The following is a 26,485-nucleotide window of genomic DNA, read 5'->3' on the forward strand; positions in this document are numbered from 1 at the left end:
TTGAGAAATCGCACTCTTCGACATCGTTTGCAAACCAACATCGATGCGACGAGATTACATGTGCCACTGATTAACAAAGGAGCATCATGAGCACAACAGACAACGCCAAAACAAAGGCTGCCACGCCTGTGCCCGTAGAAGAAAGCGCAGAACGACTCAATCGTCCACTAATTCAGTTAGCAAAAGCCTGCGGAGTTGCAACTTTCTACATCGACCAACTAGGCGACTATACGGAAATTACCGATGAAGCTCTTGTTGGCGTGCTAGATGCACTAGGTTGGCAAGCAGATACAGAGGAAAATATTGCAAACTCACTAAAACGAGTGCAAGAAAAGCGAGATAGCGAACTTCTGCCACCAACAGTTGTATGCTTTAATGGCACAAAAACAATAGTGCCTGTGCACACTGGCGGCAGTGCAATCAACCCAAGCAAGATCCACGTAACACTGACTTTAGAAGACGGAACAGAATACGAGGATACGCCTGATAAGCCGCTTAATAACTTTAAGACAAGCAAAGAGGGCGACTTATTGCTGGAACTTCCAGAAGATTTGCCAATGGGTTACCACACTCTGAAAGCAACTGTAGATGACGAATGCGCCTTGCATGCTCAGGTTACACTGATTTCTGCTCCAGCAAGAATCCCTCTTCCACAAAGCGTTCAGGAACGCCATCGCTGGGGTTACATGACTCAGCTCTACTCCGTGCGATCAAAAGAATCTTGGGGAGTTGGCGATTATGGCGACTTGCGTAGACTTCTTAAAGACGCGGGTAGCATTGGCAAAGCCGACTTTATGCTTATAAACCCAATTCACGCCTGCGCACCAGTGGCGCCTTTAGAGCCTTCGCCTTATTTGCCTGAGTCGCGCAGATTCTTAAACGTAACTTATATTCGCCCACAGGATATTCCAGAATACACGCAATTAAGCGATAGCCAGAGAGAACAAGTGGAAGCTCTGCACGAGTCGGTTGAAGCGCAAAACAACGATCCAAATCCTATGGATATTAACGCTGCTTGGAGCGCAAAGCTACCAGCACTAAAGATGATTTTTGAGCAGCCTAGAAGCGCAGAGCGTGAGCAGGATTTCGCAGACTTTAAGGCGCGTTCTGGAGAAGACTTAGACGCTTTTGCGACTTGGTGCGTAGCCTTCGAGGTTTGGGGCGCTCCTTGGGGAGATAACCTTTGGTTTGATACCACTGGCAAGGGCACTCCTCAGATTGACGCGCTTAAGCGCGAGCACGCTGATTTGTTGGAGTTCCACCGCTGGCTGCAGTGGATTGCAGACGAGCAGGTTGCAGCTGCCCATGCCGAAGCTAAAGCCGCTGGAATGGCGATTGGTCTTATGCAAGACATGGCTGTTGGTGTTCACGGTTATGGCGCAGATGTGTGGTGGAGCCCAGAGCGATTTGCTAACGGCGTTAGTGTTGGTGCACCTCCAGACTTCTACAACCAGCAAGGTCAGGATTGGGGTCAGCCTCCATTTGACCCTAATTATCTAGACGAAACTGGTTACATTGCATACCGAGACATGGTTCACAACGTGTTCTTGCATGCTGGCGCGGTTCGAATTGACCACGTGCTCGGGCTTTTCCGCTTATGGTGGATTCCGCAAGGTCAAGGAGCTAAAAACGGTGCTTACGTGTACTACAACGTGGACGCTATGCTTGCTGTGCTTAGCATTGAGGCAACTCGCGCAGGCGGATTGGTGATTGGCGAAGATTTGGGCACTGTTCCAGCATATGTTTCTAAGGTTCTTGCCTCGCATGGAATTCTTGGAACTGTTGTTGAATGGTTCACTCACAACGACGATGCAGAAAAAGCCGCTAAGAAGGCTGGTAAAAAGCAGATTATATTTGCAAACCCTTCTACATACCGCGAATACGCTTTGGCATCTGTTACAACTCACGACATGCCACCTACAGCTGGATACCTTGCTTTTGAGCATGTTAAGCTTCGCGAGGAGCTTCATTTGCTTACCGATTCTGTAGAAAGCTTCCAGAAGGCTGCTAGCGCCGAGCGAGACGCCATGATGAAGATGCTTTTGGAAGGCGGATGGATTAGCAAGGATGCTGCCGAACATGTAGAAGACCATGTGCAAGAGATTGTGGAGGCTATGCATGCGATTATGCGCACTTCCCCATCTTTGCTTTTGCAAGTGGCGCTTGTTGACGCAGTTGGAGAAAAGCGTTCGCAGAATCAGCCTGGAACCAGTACAGAATATCCAAATTGGCGTATTCCTCTTACTGATAAAGATGGCAATGTTGTTCATACCGACGAAGTGTTTAAGTCACCTAGAGTGCTTTCTATGGCAGCTGTTATGAACGGCAAAAAATAATTAGAATTTAAGCCAAAATAACAATAAAAACAACAATAAAAACAACAAAAAAGAAAGGGTGAAAACCTTTATAAATAAAGCTATTTAGAGTATAATGAAAGGGCATGGTTATCTGTTAAGAGTAACTTGTTTCCTTCCCCGACATGGTGTTAGGATTTGCGCATAGTTGCACATTTAAAGCACCTTGTAATGATGTCCCAAATGAGGCGAACATCCGTGATGGTGTTCGCCTCATTAATTATTTTGCCGATTGCCCTTATTTGGTTACCACGGTTATTTAGTTACCCAAATACCCAATTAAATATAATTCTCGGGTTACTAATGTCAATTCACAAATCACTTACCACTTGTTTTAACGTATTTTGCAAACACACGCTCAAGCAGCGGAGTATGGAGCATAATCAAAGACCCCCATCCAAGCAAAATCAACAGCGGTAATCCCTGCAAAAAATACTTTAAAGATAAATAGACAAGCGCAAAAAATACAAAATCAAGCAAAACCATCATAAAAGTGGTTGCAATGTAAGATACGCTAAAAATCAACGAATTAATCAAAGTTCTACCAACAGAATTTTCAAATCTTGCTTGAAGAGCAAACACCCATTGAGCAACCAAAATCCATAAAATACTGATTGCAAACTTTATTATTAAAAGTGGCGTAAGCTGCAGAAAAATCCAAGACCCTACAATTGCCACAAGAATCGGAAGCAAGATTATCCAAATAATAGTAGATTTAACAAAATTATTTTTAAAAGATTTAAAATAGATTGAAGTTGTGTGTGCTTCTCCGCGCTCAATCCTTCTAGCAGTTTCATGAGCAGCTGTAATTGATGCGCCAATCGTTATAATCGGAACACTCGTAATAATCATTAAAATGGTAAGCCATACTGCGTCTGCAAACGATTCCATTCCTTGAGCAAACTTTGAATCGGGGCTTCCAAAAGAAATCATTACAACCACTCCTGCATAGTTAAACGCAATCTAAAACAAATCTAAAATAACAATACACTAAAAAAATACACTTAAACACAAATGATGGTGGAAGCAAAGTTTTGCAACCACCATCATCATGCAACCGAGGTCCGAAGGAGAAAAGACCTCAGCCTTTTACCGCACCAGCCATAACGCCTTTGATAATATACTTCTGGCAGATGAGGTAGAAGATAATAATTGGAAGAATGGCAAGAACCAAGCAGCCCATCATGGCACCCATTTCAACGGAGCCATAACCACCCTTCAAATATTGAACTGCAATCGAAACAGTCTTATACTTGTTCAAATCCAAAGTGAGGTAAGGAAGAAGGAAGTCATTCCAAATCCACATTGTTTGCAAAATCGACACAGATATAATAGCAGGTCTCATAATCGGAACAATAATCTGGAAGAATATGCGAGGCACTGAAGCACCATCAATCATTGCGGACTCTTCCAATTCCTGAGGAATACCCTTCACAACGCCCGTGAAAATAAACACAGCCAAACCTGCGCCAAAACCAAGGTAGATAATCCACAATCCCCAAGGGGTGTTCAATCCAAGCTTTGTAGTGATGTTGGAAAGAGTGAACATAACCATCTGGAACGGCACAATCATATTGAACAAGAACAATACGTAAAGCAGCCTTGCAGCCCAATTGTTTACTCGCACAATCCACCATGCACACATCGAAGTGCACAAAAGAATCAGAACCACAGCGCCAATCGTTACAACAATTGTCCACCAGAAGCTCATCAACAAATTCGTGCGGTTAATGCCAAGAACGTAATTATCAAAACCAATAAACGACTTTGGAGTAAGTGAGAATGGCTCGCTAGCAATATACACCTTTGACTTAAAGGAATTCATAAACACTAACGCGATTGGGAAAATCCACAACAAACTCACTACAGCAAAAAGCGTGGTCCAAAGCACAGGATGCTTAGTTTTCTCGTTCATGCTGCCACCTCCTTAGACGTTGTCAACCTGTTCTGAATCAAAGCAATTACAGCCACAATGATGAAGAATATGACTGCCTTTGCCTGACCGACGCCTTCACCATTGATTCTTCCATAGAATGTGTTGAAAATGTTCAACGCCAACATCTCCGACTTTCTGGAAGGAGCACCATTAGTCAACGCCAAGTTCTGATCGAACAGCTTGAATCCGTTTGTAACAGTCAAGAATGTGCACACTGTAATGGACGGCATCATAAGAGGAATCGTAATCTTAAACAGCGTTTGCGTTGGGCTTGCGCCATCAACAGCTGCCGCCTCAATAACATCTCCTGGAAGCGCCTGCAAACCAGCAATGTAAATAATCATCATATATCCGATTTGCTGCCAGCATATCAAAAGAACCATGCCCCAGAATCCGTACGTCGCAGAATACGTAATAGCACGACCAAAGTAGCCTAAAATACCATTAAGCACTACTTGCCAAACATATCCCAAAACAATGCCACCAATAAGATTTGGCATAAAGAACACTGTACGGAATAAGTTTGAACCTTTGAACTTCTTTGTAAGCATATACGCAATTGCAAAAGCAATAACGTTAATAACAACTGTTGTTACCACAGTAAAAGCAGTTGTGAAAATCAACGAATGAATAAAATGAGGATCGCGCAAAGCCTTGCGATAATTGCGAATACCCACAAACTTTCCATCCGTAACAGTATGGAACTTAGTAAAGCTAAGATACACACCCATCACGAACGGCACTAAAAAGCCGATTACAAAAGCAGCAAACGTTGGCAAAGCGAATAACGCCCACCATTTGCGTATTGCTTTTCCACTCATATTAATCATGACTCGTCACTTTCTCCTCCTTGAGTACAACGCTTGTACGAGCGTCGACGCCCGAACCAATACTTTTATATTACTACATGCAACAGCAATGTCAAACGTTGTCATTTTTTGCATGTCGTTACGCGATGAAATCAAAATTAAATGTGAAGAAAATCCCTATTTTTGGCGATTTTGCAGCAAAATCTGCTATTATTATTTTTATTGCAAACGTTTGTGTATAAGAGGCGCAATGAACATTGATGTATGCGCTGCTCATATACTATCGTTGAAGATGATTGAATGATATTAATGAAGACATTAATAAAAATATTGATGAAGATATTGATGTTGTGCGAATAAAGGAGTTCACATGCCGGCTAATATTCAAGATGTTGCCAACGAAGCTCACGTATCAGTATCTACTGTTTCACGCTCATTTACACGACCAGACTTAGTTTCCGCAATAACTCGCGACAAAGTGTTGGCTATTGCAGAAAAACTAAACTTCTCAATATCTCGTTCTGCAGCCGCTTTAAAATCTGGCAAAACTCTAAGAGTCGCACTACTAATGAGCGACAGCATTCGCCTGTGGTTTAGCGCATCCATAATACAAGGATTGAATCAGGTTCTTCACCCAGCAGGATACGATCTATCAATTTTCCAAATATCAAGCAGCCAAGAACGCGCAGAATTCTTTGATATGCTACCAACTCGAAGAAATGCGGATGCTGTAATAGTTTGCTCATTTGACGTAAATAAGTCGGAAGTTGCTTCATTAAAGGCAACTGGCGTACCGGTTTTAGGCATAAATTGCTTATATCCTATGGACTGCGATTTTGACGCAACAATTAATATTGACGACAATCAGGGCGCGAGGCTTATGGCTCGCCATCTTATTGGATTAGGTCATAAAAACATAGCTTATATTCGCACAAATCGCGATGTTTCCCTGCATTTCAGCGTTTTACAACGTTATCATTCGTTTATTGACGAATGCAAGATTAACAATATTACGCCTACCGAAATCGTAGCTCCAGAAGGTTTAGACCGCATAAGTTCAATAGTTTCATCGCTTTTAAGCAACAGTAGTATGCCTACTGCAATTGCATGCCAAGAAGATGGAATAGCAATACCTTTAATGTTCCAGCTTTCTAGGAGTGGATACAATACTCCAGGAGATCTTTCAATTATTGGTTTTGACGACAGCTTCTACGCTAGAGAAACAGGACTTACAACTATTAGACAAGACCCTGTAAGCATGGCAGTAGATACTGCAAAAATGACTTTATCTTTAATTAATGGAGATTATTTAGATGAAAGTCGCAGATACATTACGATTCCAGCACAGCTAATTGTGCGCTCGAGTACATCTCAACTTGACGCAGCTTAGTTCAAGTACCATTTTAAATGCAATCTTAAAATACTATTTAAATATCAGACTAAGTCAGCCTAAATTCAAACAAAAGAGCTTCAAACCCCTAAGGCTTGAAGCTCTTTTGGTAGGCTATTAATGCACTGTGCTAATGCAATTACATCAACAGCCCAATCTTAAATTATCGTTTTAAATTATGTTCTTAAATTATGACTTTAATTTGCAATCAAGTTTAAGCCGAATAATCAATATTCAGATTAATCCTGATCTTCGTGAGTCTGAGCAACTTCCTTAGCCCAATTGTCAACGAAGGCGCTCTTAACCTTATCCCACTTGCCAGTGCCCTGAGCATACTCAAGCAAAGCGGAGCCAAGATCGTTCTTCCAGTTGTCAGATGGCATCATAGTGAAGTTCCAGCTTACAGGAGTCTTACCAGACTGAGCATCTTCAACAGCAGCAGCAGTCAAAGGATTCTCAGACTTCATATCAGCAAAGCTCTTGAATGGAGTGGTGAAGCCCATCTTCTTAGACATAGCTTCCTTGCCATAATCAGAGGTAAGAACCCACTTCAAGAAGTCCTTAGTTGCCTTCTTGTTTGCATCCGAAGTCTTATCGTTAATGCACCAGTAGTTCTCGGAGCCAGTAGCCAAGCCCTGCTTTTCTTCGCCCTTAGCACCAATGTAGATTGGGAGCATGCCAAGGTCTTCAGCCTTCATGCCAGCCTTCTGCAGGTCGGTCCAAGCCCAAGTACCATTCTGATAGAACACAGCCTTGCCAAGCGAGAACTCAGAGTTTGCATCCTCACCAGTCTTAGAGCTGAGCTGAGTTGCAGGAGTGGTGGAATCAGTAATGTAAAGATCAAAGATCTTCTTGTATCCGTCAAGGAACGTGCCCTTGATCTTTGCTGGCTGCTTAGTTACCTTGTCTGCCTTGAACTCATAGTACAGAGGAATGTTTGCAAGGTGAGTCTTAAAGCGCCAATCAGAGCTGGAATCGAAACCAGCAGAAGTGAAAGCACCATCAACACCAAGTTCACTCTTACGAGCCTGAATGTCGTCAGCAACAGCCTTAAGCTTATCGAAGGAATTAATCTCTTCAGCAGACTTTACCTTTGCATCCTTAAGCTCAGTGTACTTCTTTAACAAAGACTTGTTGTAAATCAAGCCGTAAGTTTCCATTGCGTATGGAACACCAACAACCTTATCTCCGTCCTTAAGAGCAATATCCTTGTTCTGAAGCTGCTTGTAAAGCTCCGTATCCTTAAGATCTGCAGTGTAATCCTTCCAAGACGCATATCCAACAGGACCATTCACCTGGAAGAGTGTAGGGGCTTCATCACCCTTGCTGATTTCACTCTTAAGAGACTGCTCATATGTACCAGAAGCAGCGTTCTGGACCTTTACAGGAATACCAGTCTTCTTGGTATATTCCTTAGCGACTTCCTTCCACTGATCAGCAGATTCTGGCTTGAAGTTAAGGAAGTAAACCTTACCCTTGTCGGAAGAATCCGAAGAGCTGGAACCACATGCAGCGAGCGCACCAAATGCCATCGCGGAGCAAGCTACAAGCGCAATTGTTGACTTAATTGTACGATTCATCATCGAACCTTTCTCCTATGCCGTCGACCCTACTATGAGCCGCCGCACCCCTAGGTGCCCTTTTCGACAATTTTTATTATGCCTCAAATGCAAAGATATTGCAAACGATAGCAGTGTTGATATGATGGCGTGTCGCACAATCTGCAACAATCACAAATCAACAATTCCAGCGAACGATTACACGATCTCCCTTATAAGTTCCAAGAGCGCTGTAGTGGGCGGTGTCTAGTCGCAGCAACCGCGCTTGAGACGCATCAACGCCTAACCATCTCATAGCTAAAATTCTAAGAACATGCGCGTGCGCAACAATAATCACATCCTTGCCGCTTTTAAGCTTTGGCAAAACAGAGTCGATTATTTTTTGCGTTCTATCAGAAACATCCTGCAGACTTTCCCCATTGCAGCGTACTACTTTCACCGTTTCACCACTCGGAAGAGACTCTTCACAAGAATCCGACATAAACTCTGGAAGAGCCTTAGGACCATCTCGCCAAACATCCCACGATTCTACTCCACTTAACGCGGAGACATCTTTTCTAGTTCGCCCTTCTGCACACCCATAATCCCATTCAGCTGCGTATTCTAGCGGCGTGCAATGCGTAAAACCTGCTAGTTGAGCTGTTTGCCGAGCGCGAACAAGAGGGCTTACAAACTGGCAGTCTGCATCAAAACCCTTAGGAAATGCTTGTCGAATGCGCTCACCAGCATAAACTGCTTGCGAACAACCAATTTGAGTAAGCGGTATATCCGTTCTACCTGTATGCTGACCTGATTCGCTCCAAACAGTTTGTCCGTGACGCAAAAGAACAAGTCTTCCCTCTGGAGCTCCGCCACAAGTTGCTGGAACATCTTGAATCTCATACGAATCTCCGCTAAATGAACCACCATTAACGTCAACGTCAATACTGTTCAGCATAAATCCACTCCGCCTTAAGCACCGCCAACAAGTCGAAAATCTGCGCTTGGTGCCTTAGCGCAAATCTAAACCCATTACATACAAACTGGCTCCACTGCCATGTTCGCTCGCTTTTATAACACTTTTATAACACTTTTACATGTCAATTACTAATTGGTATTTCGCTACCATTAACATAAAAATATGACGTTAACCCAAAATGATTCACGATATGATTCACGATATGATTCGCAGCACGATTCACGACAAGACTCTTCTGGTCAATTTTATACCGAATCTTCCAACGCGCATGCAGATTATAGTGCGACTCATAATGCGTCTCGCAGCGCAACCCGCAGCGCTTCAAATCTTACAATTAAGCGTTTAAACAAGGTTAACGATAAAGCTATTGCATTAAGACAAAAAAGACTTAAAAATCCTGACACTTTGTTAGATATGATTGCAAAATCTGCAATCCCTGCAATCGTTACAATGGTCGTAGGTAAAGTCGCAGAAATCGTATGGAAGCATTACGTAAAAAACAATAAAATGCACAAAATCGCGCAAAATAAACAATTTGAGAAATACAGAAAAAATAAAAGTAGCAAAAATAAAGACGTAAATAGAGAAGACTATAAAAAAATCAGTAAAGACAATAAACAAGAAGATTCTTTGCTCATGAACATCGGGCTTGCGGTTTTTAGCGCAATCTTAACAACAGTTGCAGGTAGATACACAAATCGCGCGGTACTATCTGCAATTAAGAAAAGGCAAAGTCGCAGAAAATAACAAGAAAAACAAGCATTTTAAGTAGTCTAAATAGCATAAATATTTTTAAATAGCATAATTTTAAGGAAATAAAATGACAGAGTTGCAACAAAATAACGATCAAAACAACAATAAACAGATTGAAGAAAATAAAACAATTCAAACACTTCTTAATCGCAGATCTATACGCGCTTTTAAAAACGAGCCGATTAGCGAAAATATTGTAAAAACGTTGGAAGCAGCAGCACAGCGTGCAGCTTGTAGTCAGTTTTTAAACGACTGGTCCGCGATTAAAATCACAAGCGTAAGCCTTAAGAAAAAGCTTTCCGAACTTGGAAATCAAACTTATATAGCCACAGCACCACTTTTGTATGTTTTTATTATTGACCAGCACAGAAATGCTGCTATAGCGCGCAAAAATGGCATTGATGCAGACGGGAACGACTTTACGCTTAAAACAGGATACAGGTTCTCACAATCACAAAATGACGCAATTCTTGCACTACACGCTATGGAAACAGCCGCAGAATCGCTTGGACTTGGATGCGTAATTCTTGGTTCAATTTTGAACAATATACCCGATTTAATTGAACTTTTGAAGTTGCCAAAATACACGTATCCAGTACTTGGGCTTGCGATTGGAATGCCAGACCAGTCCCCAGAACTAAAGCCGCGCATGGATTCGAGCATGCAATTCTTTGAAAATGAATACCCTAGCAGCGATGATGTTTTGCTTGAAAAACTTGCAGAATTCGATGAAAGAGTGCATAAATACTACGATTTGCGAAATGCCAGCAAACCAGTAGACGCGTTCAGCGCACAAATCACAAAGCTTGCTGTAGATTCTGGAGCCAAAACCATAGTTGCGAATCGCAGCTTAATGCGCAAGGATTTACTTTTAAGTATTGATTTATTGATTTTTTAGCGTTAATTATTTAACGTTAATTATTTAACGAAGACGCGGCTTATATCCGCGTTTTCTAGACTTAGGTTTGGTTGTTTCAAATCGCGAGCGCATATCGCAATACTTACGAATTGCAGGATTTGAATGCGTTAAATGCCAACTTCCGCAATAATCGCATTTATAAACCCACAGCTTTGCTCCGCGTTCCGTAAAACTTTTATCCGCTGCAATAAGAGCCTGCCCTTTGTTGGCGTACATTATTTTTTGAGTAGATTCACATCTGCGCGGAGTAAAGAAATACATGTAACCCATAGTATCACCGCAACAAACTGCGCAATTATTTGTGGAAAATATATCAAAAATGTACCAAAAATATATCAAATTTGACCCATTTTTGGCACAAAGTCAGCAGCTTCTTCCCGCATTTGTTGTCGTAATAGCCAATTCGGAAAACAAACGCGGGAGGAGTGCTCTCGCGGATTATCCGTTCGAGCAGTGCTACAAACACACTACAAGATTGAAGCTTGCGCAAAATCGTATTCCAGCAAATCAAAATAAGTTCAATTTAATGTCTTTTTAGTTCAATTCTTAATTATTACTCAGCCAGAATTTGGTCAAAATTCAAAATAAATTCAATTCTAGGCTTGCAAAATGCTTTTTTATGCGTAAAATTGTCTTTTAATCGCCTCAAAGTTCAATTTATAGCTTCTATTTTGAACTTTGTTGTAAGTTTGTTCAATTTAAGAATGCTGATTTTATAAGCTTCTATAAGAAAGACGGATTATGGCACAGAATTTTGCAAACGACCTTAAAAAGGCCATGAAAATCAAAGGATATAAGCAGATTGATGTAATCGATCTTGCAGCAAAAAGCGGCCATAAGCTTGGCAAAAGCCAGTTAAGCCAGTATTTAAGCGGTAAAACTGAGCCACGCAAAGACGTGCGAGATATGCTTGCACAAATTCTTGAAATTAGCGACTACGGAATCAAAGGTGGGCATTCTTGCGCAAAAACCGCGCAAAAGGCGCAAGCAGACTGCAGCGAGCAGCACGAGGAAAATCACCCATTAACAGAAGATGAGCTTTCCGAAACACTCAAACATAGAAACTTCAACAAATCCACCAAACTTGAGCACGTGCTTTACGACGTTCGAGGCCCTGTTGTAGAAGAAGCAAACCGCATGGAAGCAAACGGAACGCATATTTTAAAGCTCAACATTGGGAATCCTGCGCCTTTTGGATTCCGCGCTCCAGACGAAGTGATTTACGACATGCAACAGCAGCTTATTGACTGCGAAGGCTACTCGGATAGTCGCGGACTTTTCTCCGCACGCAAGGCGATTATGCAATACGATCAACTTAAGGGCATTCCAGGCGTGCAAATGGAAGATATTTACACTGGAAACGGCGTTTCCGAGCTGATTAATCTTTCTATGCAAGCGTTGCTTGATTGCGGCGACGAGATTCTTATACCAAGCCCAGACTACCCGTTGTGGACTGCGTGCGCGAGCTTGGCTGGCGGCACTCCTGTGCACTACATGTGTGACGAAAAGTCGCATTGGTACCCAGATATTGCCGATATTCGCTCTAAAATCACACCTCGTACTAAAGCAATCGTGATTATTAACCCGAATAATCCTACAGGCGTGCTGTATAGTCGCGAAGTTTTGGAAGAGATTGTTAAGATTGCGCGCGAGTTTAATCTGATTATTTTTGCGGACGAGATTTACGATCGTCTTGTTATGGACGGCAAAAAACATGTTTCGATTGCTTCTCTTGCTCCAGACGTGTTCTGCGTAACTTTTAGCGGACTTTCTAAGTCGCATATGATTGCTGGCTTCCGTATTGGTTGGATGAGCCTTTCGGGAGATAAATCCAAAGCTCGCGACTACATTATGGGGCTTAACATGCTGTCTAATATGCGCTTGTGCTCGAACGTTCCTGCGCAATCTATTATTCAGACTGCTTTAGGCGGATACCAAAGCGTTGAGAAGTATTTGGAGCCGGGCGGACGCGTGTATGAGCAGCGCGAGTATTGCTATAACGCACTTCAGGAGATGGATGGCGTAAGCGTTGAGCGACCAGATGCTGCTTTCTACATGTTTGTAAAACTCGATCCTGCTCGCTACAACATTCACGACGACGAACAGTTTGCGCTTGATCTGCTACGCGATCAGAAGTTGCTGATTGTGCACGGAAAAGGCTTTAATTGGCAGACTCCAGGCTACTTCCGCGTAGTCTACTTGCCACGCTTACAAACGCTTCGCGATGCAATGGGCAAACTCTCCAGCTTCCTCTCCTACTATCGCCAGTAGAAATCATAATTTTTGCATAAACAAAAAATTACGATTAATTCTGACCCTATTCAAGAAATTATGCATATAGTGCCACGCTAAAAAAACTTAACGTGGCACTATATTTTCATAGGAGGAAGGAATCAAGTATTTACTACGCAGCCTATTCTCTTATAGATGCTGCTGGGCCAATTGACTCACGCAGCAGCACAGTAATAGGTAGGCATACGTGACGGGATGATGCTCGTTCATACCCAGCATTCAAAGTCTCTACTATATATTCAGCAGCTAAACGTCCTTTAGTTGTGACAGGTTGTTTAACTGTTGTCAACGGTGGATTACTACATGCAGACTCATCTATATCATCAAAGCCTGTAACAGAAATATCGCGTGGGATTTGCAAACCAGACTGTCTAGCAGCGTCCATTACTCCAAACGCAATAACATCACTAAAACAGATGAATGCAGTTGGTAATACAGAATTATTTTGTTTTATTTGTGCAAAAGCTTCTTCTCCTCCAGTACGAGTACATGGCACTTCAATAACATTTTTCTTATCGACCAGTGGAGCTATTCCATTCTCTTCTAAAGCAGAAACCACACCATCAATACGGCGACGAATTGTTCCATGCCAAGAAAGATACCCATCATCATTACCTGATTCTGGAGAAATCACCACAAAATTGCGATGACCCAATGAAATAAGATGCTCAGTTAATTCTTTCATAGCGCGCGTCTCATCAATATTGATACTCGGAGCCTGGCTATGTACTTCACTGTCAACAATCACAAATGGCTTTCCTTGCTGCATAAGCGCTTCAACTTCACCACGATCTTCTTCTAAACCAGTTACTATAAAACCGTCAACGGCAGCATAAGGAATTGCTTTTAACATAGAATTACGAAGTGGAGGCACTAAAAGAAGCGTCAATCCCTCTCGCTCACAGATTTGCCCAATACCCTGAATAAATTCCGAATAGTATGGGTTTTCTAGCACTCGCCCTAATTGCTGTGGTAGTAACAATCCCAAACTATTTGTCTTTTGAGTTCGCAGCATATAAGCAACAGGATTACGCACATATCCTAGTTCCTTTGCAACTGAAAATATGTGTTCTACAGTTTCTGACGATAAGCGATCAGGAGTATTATACGCAAAGGAGACAGCAGATTTAGAGACACGCGCTGCATCAGCAATATCCTGCATTGTAATTTTCTTTCCCATGCTTCACACTTCTTACTTCTACATTATTTTTACTGTTGAGCCTGCAATACGATCATAGAATTATCTTTATTAGGGCGCCAACTATCTCCAACAGTTACACCATTTATAATTCGCCAATTATTATTTTGCAATTGTTGAGGTAGCTTCGATGAATTATACTCTAATAAACTACTACGTGAAATAATCATCAAAAGAGATTCTTCCTTATGCTCTCGCGAAATAATGACAGTATCTCCATCAACAGCGTAACAACTTTGCGTACCCCTTCGCAACGCAATATGATCACGTCGCAATGCATTTAATTGAACAATTGTACGGAATATTTCAGCATTTGTATCAAGACTATCCCACTGCATGCCAGAACGGCACCCTGGATCATTATCGCCAACCATACCAAGTTCATCACCGTAATAAATCATCGGAGCACCTTCGCAGGCAAACATGCAACAGTAGGCAGTTATGCAATCCTCAGTATTATTTTGATGCGCAGTTAAAACACGCTCAGTATCGTGACTACCCAACAAATTCATCATCCCATGGTGATATCCATACGGTATGCGCTCCTGAAGACGGTTAATACCATTAACAAAATCGTATGCATTGAATCGCTTTGTTGCAGTAAAACCTAAAACTAAATCACGCAGAGTATAATTCATTGTGCTATCGGTAGTGTCTCCTTGCAACCATTGAGCAGGGTCTCTCCATTCTTCAGCTATCAAACATAATTCTGAATTTTTTGATTTAACAACTTGCCTAAAATCCTGCCAAAATTCTGGATAAATAAAATATGGAACATCAAGACGATAACCGTCGATACCTTGATCAATCCAATATTTCGCAACATTAAAATGATGCTCACGCACCTTTGGATTAAACACATTCCACTTCGGTAGATATTCACAACCAGAACAGGTTTTATAATTAGGCACAGGCAATGACTTAACTGGAAAGTTTTTCACTGAAAAATAATTAACATATTCTGAATTCTCTTCATTTGTAACAACATCTTGAAACATCCAATGAGTTTTACCACAATGATTTAAAACTGCATCTAGTACTATACGTATATTCCGCTTATGCGCTTCATCTACCAATGTATGGAAATCTTCAAGAGTTCCTAAAAGTGGATCGATTTTAAAATAATCGTTTGCGTCATAACGATGATTTGTTGCAGCAGAAAAAATTGGATTCAAATAGAGCGCATTGCAACCTAAATCATGAATATAATCAAGTTTTTCTGTAATTCCAGCAATATTACCACCTAAGAAATTCTCACGCGTAGGCTCAGCATCCCATGGATCAAGCGGCACATGACCTTCAGTTAGCATACCGTAGCCTTCACAACGATAGAAACGATCAGGAAAAATCTGATAAAATCTTGCATCAGGCAACCACTGTGGTATAGACATAATAAACCCCATCCTTAATTTTTCTACAATTTCTAATCTTTCATACCAGTATTGGCAATTCCTCTAACAAGCGCACGTTGGAAGAAAAGGAACACAATAATACTTGGTATTGTTGCAGTCAAAGTTCCTGCCATCAAATAATTCCAAGAGGTTCCGTAACGCCCTACGAAGGATGCTAAACCAATCTGAATTGTACGAGTTTCATCCGTATTCGTAACCAATAACGGCCAAAGGAAATCATTCCACGCAAAGAGAAAACTAAAAATACCAAGCGTCGCAAACGCTGGGGACGACAATGGAACGATTACTTTGAAGAATATTCCAAACCTGCCACAACCGTCAATGCGCGCTGCCTCATCAAGCTCTCGAGGAATTGTTGCAAAATATTGGCGAAGTAAAATAATGCCAAACACATCTGCAAGTCTAGGAACAATCAAAGCATACAGCGTATCAACCCATCCCAAATTAGCGACTATCTCATAAGACGGAATAACAATCACAAAATTAGGAATCATCAATGCAGAAAGCAGCAGAATGAATATTGTTTTCTTCAAAGGAAATTCTAATCGCGCAAAAGCGTAGGCGGCAAAGGCATCAAATATTAAATGTCCTACAACAATTCCTACCGTCATCAATAGCGTATTCCAATAATATTGCGCAAACGGCGCCGCTTGCCAAGCGTGAATATAGTTTTCCCAATGCCATGATGTAGGAAAAATTGAAGTATTCGTGTATGTTTCAGCACGCATTTGCAAAGAAGTAGTGAACATCCACAAAAATGGAATGATTACTGTTGCTGAACCTAAAATCAGAATCGCATGACGCGCCAAACGCGACCATAATGATGACTTCATTATTCTTCTCCTTGTGCTCCAGAAACTTTCCATTGAATCATCGTCACGCCTAGCACTAGCGCAAGCGTAATGAACGCTATTGCTGTTCCATAGCCAAAATCACCGAGCTTGAACGCATCACGATACATCATCATGCCAAGCACTTCCGTGCCTCCGCGAGGACCGCCACCAGTGAGCATGTATGCAAGGTCGAAGGATTGGAAGCTCGTTACTAATGCCTGAACTACTACAAAAAACGTCATTGGAGATAGCAATGGGAAAGTAATCTTCCATAATTTTTGCCACCCAGTAGCTCCATCTAATGCAGCCGCTTCATACACGCTTTTTGGCAATGCTTGTAACGCAGTTAAATACAAAATAGCGTTAAAACCAATATTTTTCCACACGGTCAAAAGAATTAATGCAATAAGCGCAAGCCAACGATTTTGTAACCAATCTGGTCCGTGTATATTGAATTTCATCAACACACTGTTCACGAATCCAGAAGGATCGAGCATATATTTCCACACAATGGCTGCAGCCACAGAAGATGTAACCACTGGAAGGAAGTAAATACTACGATAAATACTCCTACCTCGTATAGGCGCATCAAGCAAAAGCGCGAGCAACAATCCAGTCAGCACACTTAATACACATACACCAGCAGCATAAATAACCGTTACCATTAAGCTATTGAAAAACTCAGGATCTTGGAAAAGACGAACATAGTTTCCCAAGCCAATAAATTTCTTTTCTGGAGAGAATCCATCCCACGATGTTAGTGAAATATATACAGCAGACAACACAGGGTACAGCACGAAACCACCAATAATAAGCACTGCTGGCAACAAGAATACCGCAGCACATATTACTTGATCTTTCTGGTAGTGCCTGTGCGCAGACTTGAGAAAATGACGTTTTTTCATTACATACTCCTTGATGCAAAGAACCCCGATAGCTGAGTCAACTTCATTTCCTTTGACCCAGCTATCGGCGCAGTATTTATGCAATCAGCCTTTGGCAATCACGTCGTTAACTGCCTTTTCAGCATTCGCAAGCGCTTCGTCAACACTCTGCTCTCCAGCGAAAGCCTTCTCCACAGCCTTTGCAAATTCAAAGGAAATTTTTGGATACAATGGCGTATTTGGACGTGTATGAGCAATCTCCATTTGTTCCACAAACGGAATTAAACGAGGCTGTTCCTTCTTAACCCAATCCAAATACTTATCAGACTTTGCAACACTCTTCGTTACAGGAAGCATGCCAGTCTTTTGCGACCACTTGATCACCTGTTCTGGCTGCAAGAACCAGTTCAAGAATTCGCCAGCAGCTTTAGCACGAGCGTCAGAATTATGGAAGACGATTGCTTGTTCACCACCGAGATTAGTTGCTTCCTTGCCATCCTTTGGATGAGGGGCTTTCGCTACACCGAAATCAAATGGTGGATCTGGCGCCCAGATGCCAACCATCCAGCTACCTTCCTGAGCAGAACCACCCTTGCCCTTTTCAAATTCGCCCCACTTAGCATATGGGCTCACGCCGCTCTTGATAAGATCCACCCAGAAGTTCATAGCCTTCTTGCCTTCTGGCGTATTGAATGCAGCCTTAGAATTATCCTTTGTCAAGAATTCGCCGCCAGCTTGCCACAAGTTGACCTGGAAGTTCCAAGTTAAACCTTCGCCGTTATCTCCTGCTTGAGTAAGCAAATCATACCCTGGCTTGCCTGTCTTTTCCTTGATCGTCTTTGCAACTTTCTTCAACTCATCCCATGTTTGTGGTGGTTTGTTAGGATCTAACCCAGCTGCTTTATAAACGTCCTTGTTGTACATGTACGCAAGATTATTGGCAGTAACTGGCACAGAAACTTGTTTGCCGTCAATATGACCATAGTCAATCAATGCAGGAGTCACATCATCGAGCGTTTTCGAGCTAATAACCTTAGAAAGATCAGTCAAATTGCCCATTTTTGCAATCTGTGGCACCCATACCAAATCACTTATAGAAATATCTGGCAAGCTCTTCGACGAAGCCGATGCACGAAGCTTCGTCATAAAATCAGAGTTCGGGACGCTCGCAGTCTTAATCTTAATATTTTTATGCGAAGCATTAAAATCCTTCACCATTGCATCAAAGGTATCGGCATTAGCGCCATCCCAATAATGCCAAATGGTAAGCTGTGTTGAACCATTAGCGTCGGATGATTTTGCACTACCACACGCACCTGCGCTAATAATCATTGCAGCAGCACCGATTAATGCACATATTTTTGTAAGTTTCTTCATTGTAACCTTCTTTTTATCTGCATATGTTAACTTGCACTCATTTTGCATTTAGAAAATGGGTGACGAACTATTCTCTAAAGCATCAGAAAACAAACTAGTAATTTTTTTATTCTTTGTTGTATGACTACATAACAAGCAAACAGTTTTTTAATTGCCGCAAACACTGGCTCATATAAATCTACATGTCATGTTCACACAGACACCAAATCAAAAATGCACGCTTGTTTCTACCTCCTCCCCTCCAACTCCGAAGACATTATCTTTAGATACCCACTGTTTGTCATCAAGCAATGCCTTAAATTGGAACTTTTTACCTTTAGGCATTCTCTCCATTTCAGTCTCCTTTGAACTGCAATGCTAAACTCTTGTAAATCAATTTACTACATTGTTAAACAAACGTCAATACCTTAAAATAATTACACGTTATCTACTTACCGCGCTTGCAAACGCTTCGCGATGCAATGGGCAAACTCTCCAGCTTCCTCTCCTACTATCGCCAGTAGTTATATATCTTGTTTGCAAACTGCAGCAATTCGAATCACGACACAAACAACAAAGCGCAAAAGTAAATACATTTCGGAGTATTTCGGAATGAAACACCACAATAAACACAAAGAAAACCCAACAAAGCCATACGAGAGTAGGGCTCAGCACAGTTAAGAGTAGTTAAGAGTAAAACACTGCAATAAAACACTCATTTCACTCACAGTCCAGAAAAAGGTGTATATCAAGAGGCATATATCATTCAGAATATGAAAGACATTCATAACATGAAAGAAAGAAAAAAGAGAAGGAAATGAACGCTGCGGCACGGATTCGCACGACTCTTATTATTGCCGTTTTATCGCTTAATGCTTTTCTTTTAACGAGCTGTAGATTTGGCGTAAGCCTATATCTTTTAATACATGTCGACTTATCTCACGCAGCACTTAACGCGGTGTCCGTAGCACTTATGACCTGCATAGCAGCACCGCTTGGCGGCATTATCGCAGATAAATATCCACCAACTAGATTGTTTATAGCGCTAACGTTTTGTTTTGCCTTGTTGTGTACTGGATACGGTTTCGCTTTAGTAGCACAGCATAATCTTATTGCTATTACGGTTACACTACTCGGCATAATATTCGGATTCTTTACTGCATTTTCTTCGCCTAATCAAAAAGTATTAATGGCATATAGCGCGCCAACTGGCGAAAAAACCAAATTTTTAGCAAGCATGCGTATGTGGATTAATCTCAGCAGGCTTGCTGCACCAGCGATTACTGGCATATTTGTTGATATATGTAATCCGCTCATTTTCTTTACGAGCATTGCTATTGTGATGATATTAGCGGCGTTACCTCTACTGTTAGTTAATCTAAACCAGCAAGCACAAAATAGCTCAAACAATACGAAGACAGGAAGCAATAAAACTGCTGGTTTTGCAGCTTCTTTACACTATATGAAATCTACACCATGGTTAATAGTCTTAGGAGTAGTATCAGCATTACAATCAGGCTCATGGCTTGCTGCATTCAGACTAATGGGAGCACACCATTGTCTCACGCTTTTTCATTCGGCATCCACGTGGGGATCAATAGTCAGCATATTTAACATTGGCATGATTGTAGGTTCGCTATTATGCAAATATATTGTGCTGCATTATGAGATTTTATACTCTATTTTATTACCTGGATTCCTTTCTATTCCTTTACTTATTTTCGCACTTAATAATTGGATTGCTCTTTTTCTTTGCTCTGCTTTCATTGCAGGTATTATTTTTGACGCAACTATTGTCTATGGGCAAACAGCTCTTCTCGATGGCATACCGACACACATTCTCGGCGCAACTACTACTTTTACTTCTATTATGGAGCAATGCGGCATTATCGTAGGGTATGCAAGCGTACTAGCATGGGGAAATCTAAATTCATCATTATTCATAATGATTGCAGCTGGCGTAATACTTGTTTCAACAGGTATAGCCTTATGGATTATTCAAGCTCGTAAACAAACATACCCATCAATGCTTACCAAAGATTATTGGACACCATCAACATGGGTAAAAAGAAGCATATAACAAGCTATTTAGCGCGTAAGCACAATAAAGCTATACAAATGCAATTACATCACAGGACAATTAGTTTGCACATCCTGTTGGAATCCTGACGGATCTCCTAGTTTTGCTTTACGCATGTGCTCTTTGAAAAAGTTTCGCGTTGCATCATCACAACGATCTGGACCCATAAACGGCATGCTAGGCACTTTTTCAAGCTCATGCAAAGCTTTACTTGCCGCTTGTTCATCACTAGCATACGTGTCTAACCATTGCCGTTCCCAAGCACACTGATAATAATTAGATGCTTGCGTATCACCATATCCACTCTGGAACTGAGCGTCTTTTTCTTCTCCAACCAAGTTTGCAGGAGCTTTATATTTTTCAGGCCAACTAAGCTTTGCCACAGATTCCTGATATTCCTTCTCTATATGAGCAAAATCAACAGTCTCTCTAGGCGAACTATTTTGCGAGCGCGCGCCACCCATACCACTCGCATTATTGTTGCCTATTCCTCCACACGCATTAAACATAAGAAGCGCACTAAGCACACCAACAATAAGAGTTGCTTTACCAATAGTATGATTATTCATTATTCCTTCTTTCTTATTTTTTGAAAATTAACGCAATGCTAATGCTGGTTGTAAACGTGATGCTTTTATTGCCGGCACCACACTTCCAGCAAGCGCTGTAATAAAAGCCGCAATAACAGCTCCAATAGCGGCTTCATATGGGTAAACTGGCGGACTAACTGGGCTTGCTGCATCCCAAAAACTTGATGCTATAGACACAAGTCCAAAAGAAACAGCGACAGCAGCAATCGAAACTATCAGCGCTAAAATAATCGCACTTCCTAACACGAGTGAAGCAATAGACCATCTAGTAGCACCCAAGGCTCTGCGTATAAGCAGTTCATGTGTGCGCTGCTCCAACGATGCTAAACCAATATTGATTAAACCTAGCGCGGAAACAAAAAGCAATAATGCTGCTACGATAGCAAAACTTAATTGCAATACTGTTATAACATTCTCGTAATCATCACTATTATCATGTCTTCTAATTTCGTTTACTTGTCCACCACAACAGTCGTAAAGAGCATCTGAAACATAAGATTTAATTGATTTTTGAGAACGATTTTCTTTATTCAACCAGTAGATTGAGCCTTGAGCTTCTTTTCCAGAATATTCCCAAAGAGTTGGAGCATAACGTAATAATCCTAGAATATTCACGTATACTTTTGCTGAGTCTACGCCATCGTTCACAACTCCAACAATCCTTATAGGACTCATTTGTGTTGTTTTGCGAGAAGTAATAAATGCTACTTCACCAATCTTGTATCTTTTGCTAGCAGATTGGTTTACTACCATTTCTAATGCGTTGCTTTTAGCGCTATTACTAAACCATCTTCCACTTACAATAGGTAAGTTATAAACTTTGTTGTATCCTGCCGTAGTGTAAACAGCGTCAGCATATTGAAGATTGCCAGTCTTATATTCTTTGCTTATTTTTACACTCTTCGAGGCTGGCATAGAAGCGCTAAACAGTAGTCCAGTGTTTGTTTGTAGCATAACGTTAGCGTTACGGTTTGCGGATTCAATGCGATTTAAGAATTTGTTAAATACTGAATATTCGTCAAAATTTTGTGCTGAAAAAGTAATCTCGTATGTTGGTCTACGACCGTTTAGCTGTTCGTTAGTTGCAATAAGATAGTCCTTACCAACCGTGCCGATAAGCACTGACGCAATAACGGCAATGATGCCGATAAACATTGAAAAACCTGTGAGGAAGGATCTCATAGGAGACAGGCGCAAATCTTTAAGCAGCATGATCATAAAGAACACCGCCTTCCATAGTAAAAATGTGAGAGCAAGAACGAGCCACTTTCATATCATGAGTGACTAATAGTAATGTTGTTCCAGATTCTTGAACACGATCATGCAACACTTGAAGCACTTTTTCTCCCGTACTACTATCGAGCGCACCAGTTGGCTCATCGCAAATAAGTAATTCGGGATTAGTGACGAGAGCACGCGCTATCGCGACTCTCTGCTGTTCACCGCCTGATAGCCTTCCAGGGTATTCGTTTAGTTTATCTTGCAATCCAACATCACATAATGCTTCTTCTATAGTTTTTCTTCTTGTCTGCTTGCTTTGTTGTAGTCCCGCGTATAAAAGCGGCAACTCAACATTTTCTCTAATACTTAAATGCTTAATGAGAGAATAGTTTTGAAAAACAAAACCAATATTTCGAGCGCGCATATGCGATACTGTACTATCACTACACTTTTGGATTGACTTGCCAGAATAATAGTATTTTCCAGTAAAATTTTTATTCAAAAATCCAATAATAGAAATAAGACTCGTTTTGCCAGATCCAGACCTGCCAACTACCGCGTATGTTTCACCTTGATTAAGTAACATAGAAGCAGAGTTAACAGTGGTAAGCCATTCTCCATTGCCTAGTTTTACACGCGCTGACACGTCTTGTAGTTCAACCAGTGGAACAGGATTGTTCTCCATAATCATTGCACTCCTGGAATGAGATCAGGAGAAACACCTGCTACAACATCACCCTCATGCAAACCAGACGTAATTTCAATATTAGCGCCGTCACTGATTCCAAGACCAACTTCTTTACGCTCCCAATTATCGCCTTTCTTGTATGAGACTAAGCCTTTTTGAACTCTTCCAGCAATCGCACTAACAGGCAGAGTTAGAACGGATTGTTTATGCTTGCCATTAAAAACAAGCGTCGCATTTTGACCTGATTCTACTTCTGCGCTTTTATCTATTAAACACGTTAAAACTTTTGACGATACACTGGGTTTACTTTGCGCACTCGACTCATCTGTTTGAGTTGAATCAGCATTATCATTCTTGCTACTACCCGAGGCTGCAACATCGGTAGAAGTTCCACCGCTTTGTACTATTTGCAAACAATTGGTTGGTCCAACACCGTCTTCAACTTGGAAGCGACCTTTAACATCTGTAATATCCGCAGAACGAAGTAAAGCTTTTGCATTAAGGCTTATTGAAAAACCTTCATATTTAAGAGTGAATAGCGGGAAAGATTTAGGCACGTCCGCAGATGATTCAGCTACTGACACAACTTTAGCGTCTACGGGAGCAATAATTTTGTTACCAGCATTGTAGCCTAAAATACTTCCAGCTTTTACAGTACTGCCTGCTTTTACCGATGGAGAAAAATTCCCCCTACTTACAGCAGTGATAACAAAGGTAGACGATTGTTCTATTGTTGCTTTACCCGACACAACTTGTGTTAAAGGCTGTTTTTTGACTGAAACAAGTGGAACTGAATCATGTGATGCCTGCTGCTGACTATTATCAACTGCTCTACCAGCGCATGCAGTAAGCAAACACGCTGGCAGAGCAGCTAACAAGAGTACTTTCGTAAACTTACTCATAACACAAATCTCCTTACTCGCCAAACTCGTAGACACATAGTATGCGTCGAAACAAGCCTCTCAAACTGATCCAAAATAAATAAAGTGCTTGATAATGCTACAATTAATGCTTTTATGATTGACACTTTATTGAGGATTTCAGCTTTTGCTTAATAGCCTATAATCGCCGTAAAGAGTTTGCATCACACTAAATGATGATTTTATTTATGATTTTTGGAGCTTGCGTAATACCAGAGAATGATTTGTTTTGCATAGAGTTTATATGTTACTGAACAATTTATTTGCTTATAACCTCAACCACATTGTGATTGAATCACTAAACTTTAAGCGAACTTATTCGCTGCGGAGTAACCCCCGTAAGCTCTCAGTGCCTACCTTTATAAGATTACCTTTGTAAAGGTTTTCCTAGACAAGATATTCATCATACAAATTCAAGTACTATTATTACTTAAATAATGCTTTTCTGAAGGAGCAATATGATAGCAAAGCATATTACTGTTGGCATTGTTGATGATGATTGTTTTTGTCTACACGGCCTAAAAACATATATTGAACAGGTTGTTCCGTCCTGCAGTATTTGCTGGTTATCCGCGTACGCCGATCAAGCAATTCAATTTTGTCAAAATCAATGCCCAGACGTGCTGCTAATTGACATGTATATGTCTGGGGTTTCGGGAATTAAAATATTATACGAATTGCGAAGAAGATACTCACTCCCAATAATAATTGCTATAACTTCATTCCCTATAAACGATTATGCTTTAAAAGCATCAACAGCAGGCGCGCAAGGCATTGTTGGAAAGAACCACCCAGAAACTATTTGCGCCATGCTTAGCAGTATTGCCAATGGCACGTTCAAGCCACAAATAATAGGAGATCTTCATTTTGACGACACGACGACAGCATTTCAGCGTTTGCAAAATAAGCCAAAAAATGGACGCCTTGCTTTAACGAATCATGAGACTGAAATTATAAAGTTGTGCAGTAAAGGCATGACTAATGCGCAAATCGCCAAACGTTTATTTGTTGAAACTTGTACTGTGGAAACTATCCTTCGTCGCGTGTTCAAAAAATTGAATGTGACAAATCGTTCACAACTTATTACTACATGGCTGCATGATGAATATTTAGGAAATGATACACAATGATTATTTTCTTAATGCGTCGTTTACGAGAAAAGCTTATTGACAATAAAACATTTTTACTATTGGGATGTTTGTCGAGCGCAATGGATGCATATATTTACTCAAATAGCGACAATAGCACAATACAACTTGTCATAGTTTACATGATTCTTGCTGCTATAAATCTGTTTCTTTGCTTGCTCCCGCATTTTATGAGCATGTGCTATATTTTTGTACATCTCAGCATTCTTGTTATTCCTAGTCTGAATCTTCCACCAGTAACTTTCGGGCTCATCATATCATTTGTTTTTATTTCGTATTTATATCCGATTCAATTTACACTACCTTTATTCTTAGTAATAGATGCATTACACTACGTTGCATACCGATACCTATCAACTTTGTCTTTCAAGTATCTTATTGCTTACCTTTTAATAAATATATTTTGCGTTTGCACTGGTATTATTTTGCGCATTTCTCACCAAAAAATGGTTCTTTATGAAAAAGATAAGCAAACAATTAATAATCTTCATCTGGCTGTGCGAATGCACGATAGATTAACTAATAAGATTGCAGATATTGCACTACAAAGTAAAATAGCATTACTTGACAAGTCTATTTCTAAAAAACAGCGAAGTGCTATTGAGGCAATAAATGATTTGGCAGATCAGGCTTTTGAAGAAGGACATAATATTATCGACATTCTACGTGGAAATACTGCTAAGCAAGATGCTCGAAGCGAGTTCATTCAGCACATTGAAGATACACTACAAATGAACGACTCAATCAATACATCTTGTGGATTAAAAGGAAGATCAATATGCAACATATCTAGTAACGATATTCCTGAAGACATTAGCAATGAAATCATCTGTGAAGTTATTGAATTAATCGAAGAACTATATTTGAACATGCGAAAATATGCTTCTTTAGTTTATTACATCAGAATTTCGATACGCGAAAAACAAATTGTTATAAAACAGTTCAATGTTCGATTTTTGGGCGGGAAAAGTAAAGATGCAATTCGCTCAGTATCTCAAAAAGGACTTTTGCTTCATCGCGATACCATAAAGCATTTAGGCGGTTCACTCTATTTTCGAGCCTTTGGTAAGTATTGGGAATGTAATGCAGTTATTCCTTTCAAAAATGAACATAACTGTATAGATAGTATGGCTTACTGATTCAGTTTAAAAGATTAATGAATCTTAAGCAGTTTTAGATAGTAAT

General features: G+C 40.8%; 24 protein-coding genes. 8 read left to right on the forward strand and 16 right to left on the reverse strand.

Features of this window, described 5'->3' with window-relative positions; genetic code table 11:
* Positions 1–86 precede the first annotated feature (86 nt).
* A complete protein-coding gene (gene malQ, locus HXT55_RS00070) occupies positions 87–2,336 on the forward strand; it encodes a 4-alpha-glucanotransferase (protein WP_421792187.1) in 2,250 nt (749 codons plus the stop codon).
* A gap of 336 nt (positions 2,337–2,672) precedes the next feature.
* Here malQ and HXT55_RS00075 read toward each other — a convergent pair whose 3' ends face one another.
* From HXT55_RS00075 to HXT55_RS00085, 3 genes are all read right to left on the reverse strand, one after another.
* Positions 2,673–3,287: a YesL family protein gene (locus HXT55_RS00075; RefSeq protein ID WP_009994403.1), complete on the reverse strand. Its 615-nt coding sequence runs from the start codon at positions 3,285–3,287 to the stop codon at positions 2,673–2,675.
* Between the two features lie 148 nt (positions 3,288–3,435).
* Positions 3,436–4,269, reverse strand: a complete 834-nt coding sequence (locus HXT55_RS00080) for a carbohydrate ABC transporter permease (protein WP_004113778.1) — start codon at positions 4,267–4,269, stop codon at positions 3,436–3,438.
* Positions 4,266–5,120: a carbohydrate ABC transporter permease gene (locus HXT55_RS00085; protein ID WP_014554297.1), complete on the reverse strand. Its 855-nt coding sequence runs from the start codon at positions 5,118–5,120 to the stop codon at positions 4,266–4,268. Before HXT55_RS00085 ends, HXT55_RS00080 begins: the two co-directional genes overlap by 4 nt.
* A 349-nt stretch (positions 5,121–5,469) precedes the next feature.
* Here HXT55_RS00085 and HXT55_RS00090 point away from each other — a divergent pair, with 349 nt between their 5' ends.
* Positions 5,470–6,489, forward strand: a complete 1,020-nt coding sequence (locus HXT55_RS00090; protein WP_014554296.1) for a LacI family DNA-binding transcriptional regulator — start codon at positions 5,470–5,472, stop codon at positions 6,487–6,489.
* Positions 6,490–6,728: 239 nt separating this feature from the next.
* Here the strand turns inward: HXT55_RS00090 and HXT55_RS00095 are convergent, their stop codons facing one another.
* Both HXT55_RS00095 and HXT55_RS00100 read right to left on the reverse strand, forming a co-directional pair.
* Positions 6,729–8,072 carry an ABC transporter substrate-binding protein gene (locus HXT55_RS00095; protein WP_013399402.1) on the reverse strand — a complete coding sequence of 448 codons (1,344 nt, stop codon included), beginning with the start codon at positions 8,070–8,072 and terminating at the stop codon, positions 6,729–6,731.
* A gap of 154 nt (positions 8,073–8,226) precedes the next feature.
* On the reverse strand, positions 8,227–8,985 hold the full coding sequence (locus HXT55_RS00100; protein WP_004113771.1) for a histidine phosphatase family protein: 759 nt from the start codon (positions 8,983–8,985) through the stop codon (positions 8,227–8,229).
* Between the two features lie 183 nt (positions 8,986–9,168).
* On the opposite strand from HXT55_RS00100, the gene HXT55_RS00105 reads away from it, so the two are divergent.
* The gene (locus HXT55_RS00105; protein ID WP_004113769.1) at positions 9,169–9,753 is read left to right on the forward strand and encodes a hypothetical protein; all 585 of its coding nucleotides are present in this window, start codon (positions 9,169–9,171) and stop codon (positions 9,751–9,753) included.
* Positions 9,754–9,826: 73 nt separating this feature from the next.
* Positions 9,827–10,657 carry a nitroreductase family protein gene (locus tag HXT55_RS00110; RefSeq protein ID WP_421792190.1) on the forward strand — a complete coding sequence of 277 codons (831 nt, stop codon included), beginning with the start codon at positions 9,827–9,829 and terminating at the stop codon, positions 10,655–10,657.
* Positions 10,658–10,681: 24 nt separating this feature from the next.
* On the opposite strand, the gene HXT55_RS00115 is transcribed toward HXT55_RS00110, so the two are convergent.
* Complete coding sequence (locus tag HXT55_RS00115; RefSeq protein ID WP_103013388.1) at positions 10,682–10,948, reverse strand: hypothetical protein; 267 nt, start codon at positions 10,946–10,948, stop codon at positions 10,682–10,684.
* Between the two features lie 471 nt (positions 10,949–11,419).
* Here HXT55_RS00115 and HXT55_RS00120 point away from each other — a divergent pair, with 471 nt between their 5' ends.
* Positions 11,420–12,949 carry an aminotransferase class I/II-fold pyridoxal phosphate-dependent enzyme gene (locus tag HXT55_RS00120; RefSeq protein WP_080968790.1) on the forward strand — a complete coding sequence of 510 codons (1,530 nt, stop codon included), beginning with the start codon at positions 11,420–11,422 and terminating at the stop codon, positions 12,947–12,949.
* Between the two features lie 142 nt (positions 12,950–13,091).
* On the opposite strand, the gene HXT55_RS00125 is transcribed toward HXT55_RS00120, so the two are convergent.
* From HXT55_RS00125 to HXT55_RS00150, 6 genes are all read right to left on the reverse strand, one after another.
* Positions 13,092–14,150 carry a LacI family DNA-binding transcriptional regulator gene (locus tag HXT55_RS00125; RefSeq protein WP_004113759.1) on the reverse strand — a complete coding sequence of 353 codons (1,059 nt, stop codon included), beginning with the start codon at positions 14,148–14,150 and terminating at the stop codon, positions 13,092–13,094.
* A 29-nt stretch (positions 14,151–14,179) separates the two neighbouring features.
* Complete coding sequence (locus HXT55_RS00130; protein ID WP_421792193.1) at positions 14,180–15,559, reverse strand: glycoside hydrolase family 13 protein; 1,380 nt, start codon at positions 15,557–15,559, stop codon at positions 14,180–14,182.
* A gap of 32 nt (positions 15,560–15,591) precedes the next feature.
* Complete coding sequence (locus tag HXT55_RS00135; protein ID WP_004112888.1) at positions 15,592–16,413, reverse strand: carbohydrate ABC transporter permease; 822 nt, start codon at positions 16,411–16,413, stop codon at positions 15,592–15,594.
* On the reverse strand, positions 16,413–17,318 hold the full coding sequence (locus tag HXT55_RS00140) for a carbohydrate ABC transporter permease (RefSeq protein ID WP_004118115.1): 906 nt from the start codon (positions 17,316–17,318) through the stop codon (positions 16,413–16,415). Before HXT55_RS00140 ends, HXT55_RS00135 begins: the two co-directional genes overlap by 1 nt.
* An 84-nt stretch (positions 17,319–17,402) precedes the next feature.
* Complete coding sequence (locus tag HXT55_RS00145) at positions 17,403–18,674, reverse strand: ABC transporter substrate-binding protein (protein WP_004113753.1); 1,272 nt, start codon at positions 18,672–18,674, stop codon at positions 17,403–17,405.
* 207 nt (positions 18,675–18,881) lie between these two features.
* The gene (locus HXT55_RS00150; protein ID WP_004113751.1) at positions 18,882–19,007 is read right to left on the reverse strand and encodes a hypothetical protein; all 126 of its coding nucleotides are present in this window, start codon (positions 19,005–19,007) and stop codon (positions 18,882–18,884) included.
* 463 nt (positions 19,008–19,470) lie between these two features.
* On the opposite strand from HXT55_RS00150, the gene HXT55_RS00155 reads away from it, so the two are divergent.
* Positions 19,471–20,733, forward strand: coding sequence for an MFS transporter (locus tag HXT55_RS00155; RefSeq protein WP_009994082.1), 1,263 nt, complete (start codon positions 19,471–19,473; stop codon positions 20,731–20,733).
* A 44-nt stretch (positions 20,734–20,777) separates the two neighbouring features.
* Here HXT55_RS00155 and HXT55_RS00160 read toward each other — a convergent pair whose 3' ends face one another.
* From HXT55_RS00160 to HXT55_RS00175, 4 genes are read right to left on the reverse strand one after another with little or no spacing between them, the layout of a single operon-like run.
* Positions 20,778–21,302: a hypothetical protein gene (locus HXT55_RS00160; protein ID WP_004118111.1), complete on the reverse strand. Its 525-nt coding sequence runs from the start codon at positions 21,300–21,302 to the stop codon at positions 20,778–20,780.
* A gap of 27 nt (positions 21,303–21,329) precedes the next feature.
* Positions 21,330–22,541, reverse strand: coding sequence for an ABC transporter permease (locus HXT55_RS00165; protein ID WP_004118109.1), 1,212 nt, complete (start codon positions 22,539–22,541; stop codon positions 21,330–21,332).
* Positions 22,525–23,235, reverse strand: coding sequence for an ABC transporter ATP-binding protein (locus HXT55_RS00170; RefSeq protein WP_020761632.1), 711 nt, complete (start codon positions 23,233–23,235; stop codon positions 22,525–22,527). Before HXT55_RS00170 ends, HXT55_RS00165 begins: the two co-directional genes overlap by 17 nt.
* Entirely contained in the window at positions 23,232–24,134 is a 903-nt protein-coding gene (locus tag HXT55_RS00175; RefSeq protein ID WP_064623616.1) for an efflux RND transporter periplasmic adaptor subunit, read from the reverse strand. Before HXT55_RS00175 ends, HXT55_RS00170 begins: the two co-directional genes overlap by 4 nt.
* Positions 24,135–24,610: 476 nt before the next feature.
* Between HXT55_RS00175 and HXT55_RS00180 the strand changes: the two genes are divergently transcribed.
* Both HXT55_RS00180 and HXT55_RS00185 read left to right on the forward strand, forming a co-directional pair.
* Positions 24,611–25,282, forward strand: a complete 672-nt coding sequence (locus HXT55_RS00180) for a response regulator transcription factor (RefSeq protein WP_004113741.1) — start codon at positions 24,611–24,613, stop codon at positions 25,280–25,282.
* Positions 25,279–26,439, forward strand: a complete 1,161-nt coding sequence (locus HXT55_RS00185; RefSeq protein ID WP_004113739.1) for a hypothetical protein — start codon at positions 25,279–25,281, stop codon at positions 26,437–26,439. The genes HXT55_RS00180 and HXT55_RS00185 overlap by 4 nt, the downstream gene beginning before the upstream one ends.
* The last annotated feature ends 46 nt before the right edge of the window (positions 26,440–26,485 follow it).

The organism is Gardnerella sp. KA00718 (assembly GCF_049244285.1).
Classification (GTDB): Bacteria; Actinomycetota; Actinomycetes; order Actinomycetales; family Bifidobacteriaceae; genus Bifidobacterium; species Bifidobacterium vaginale.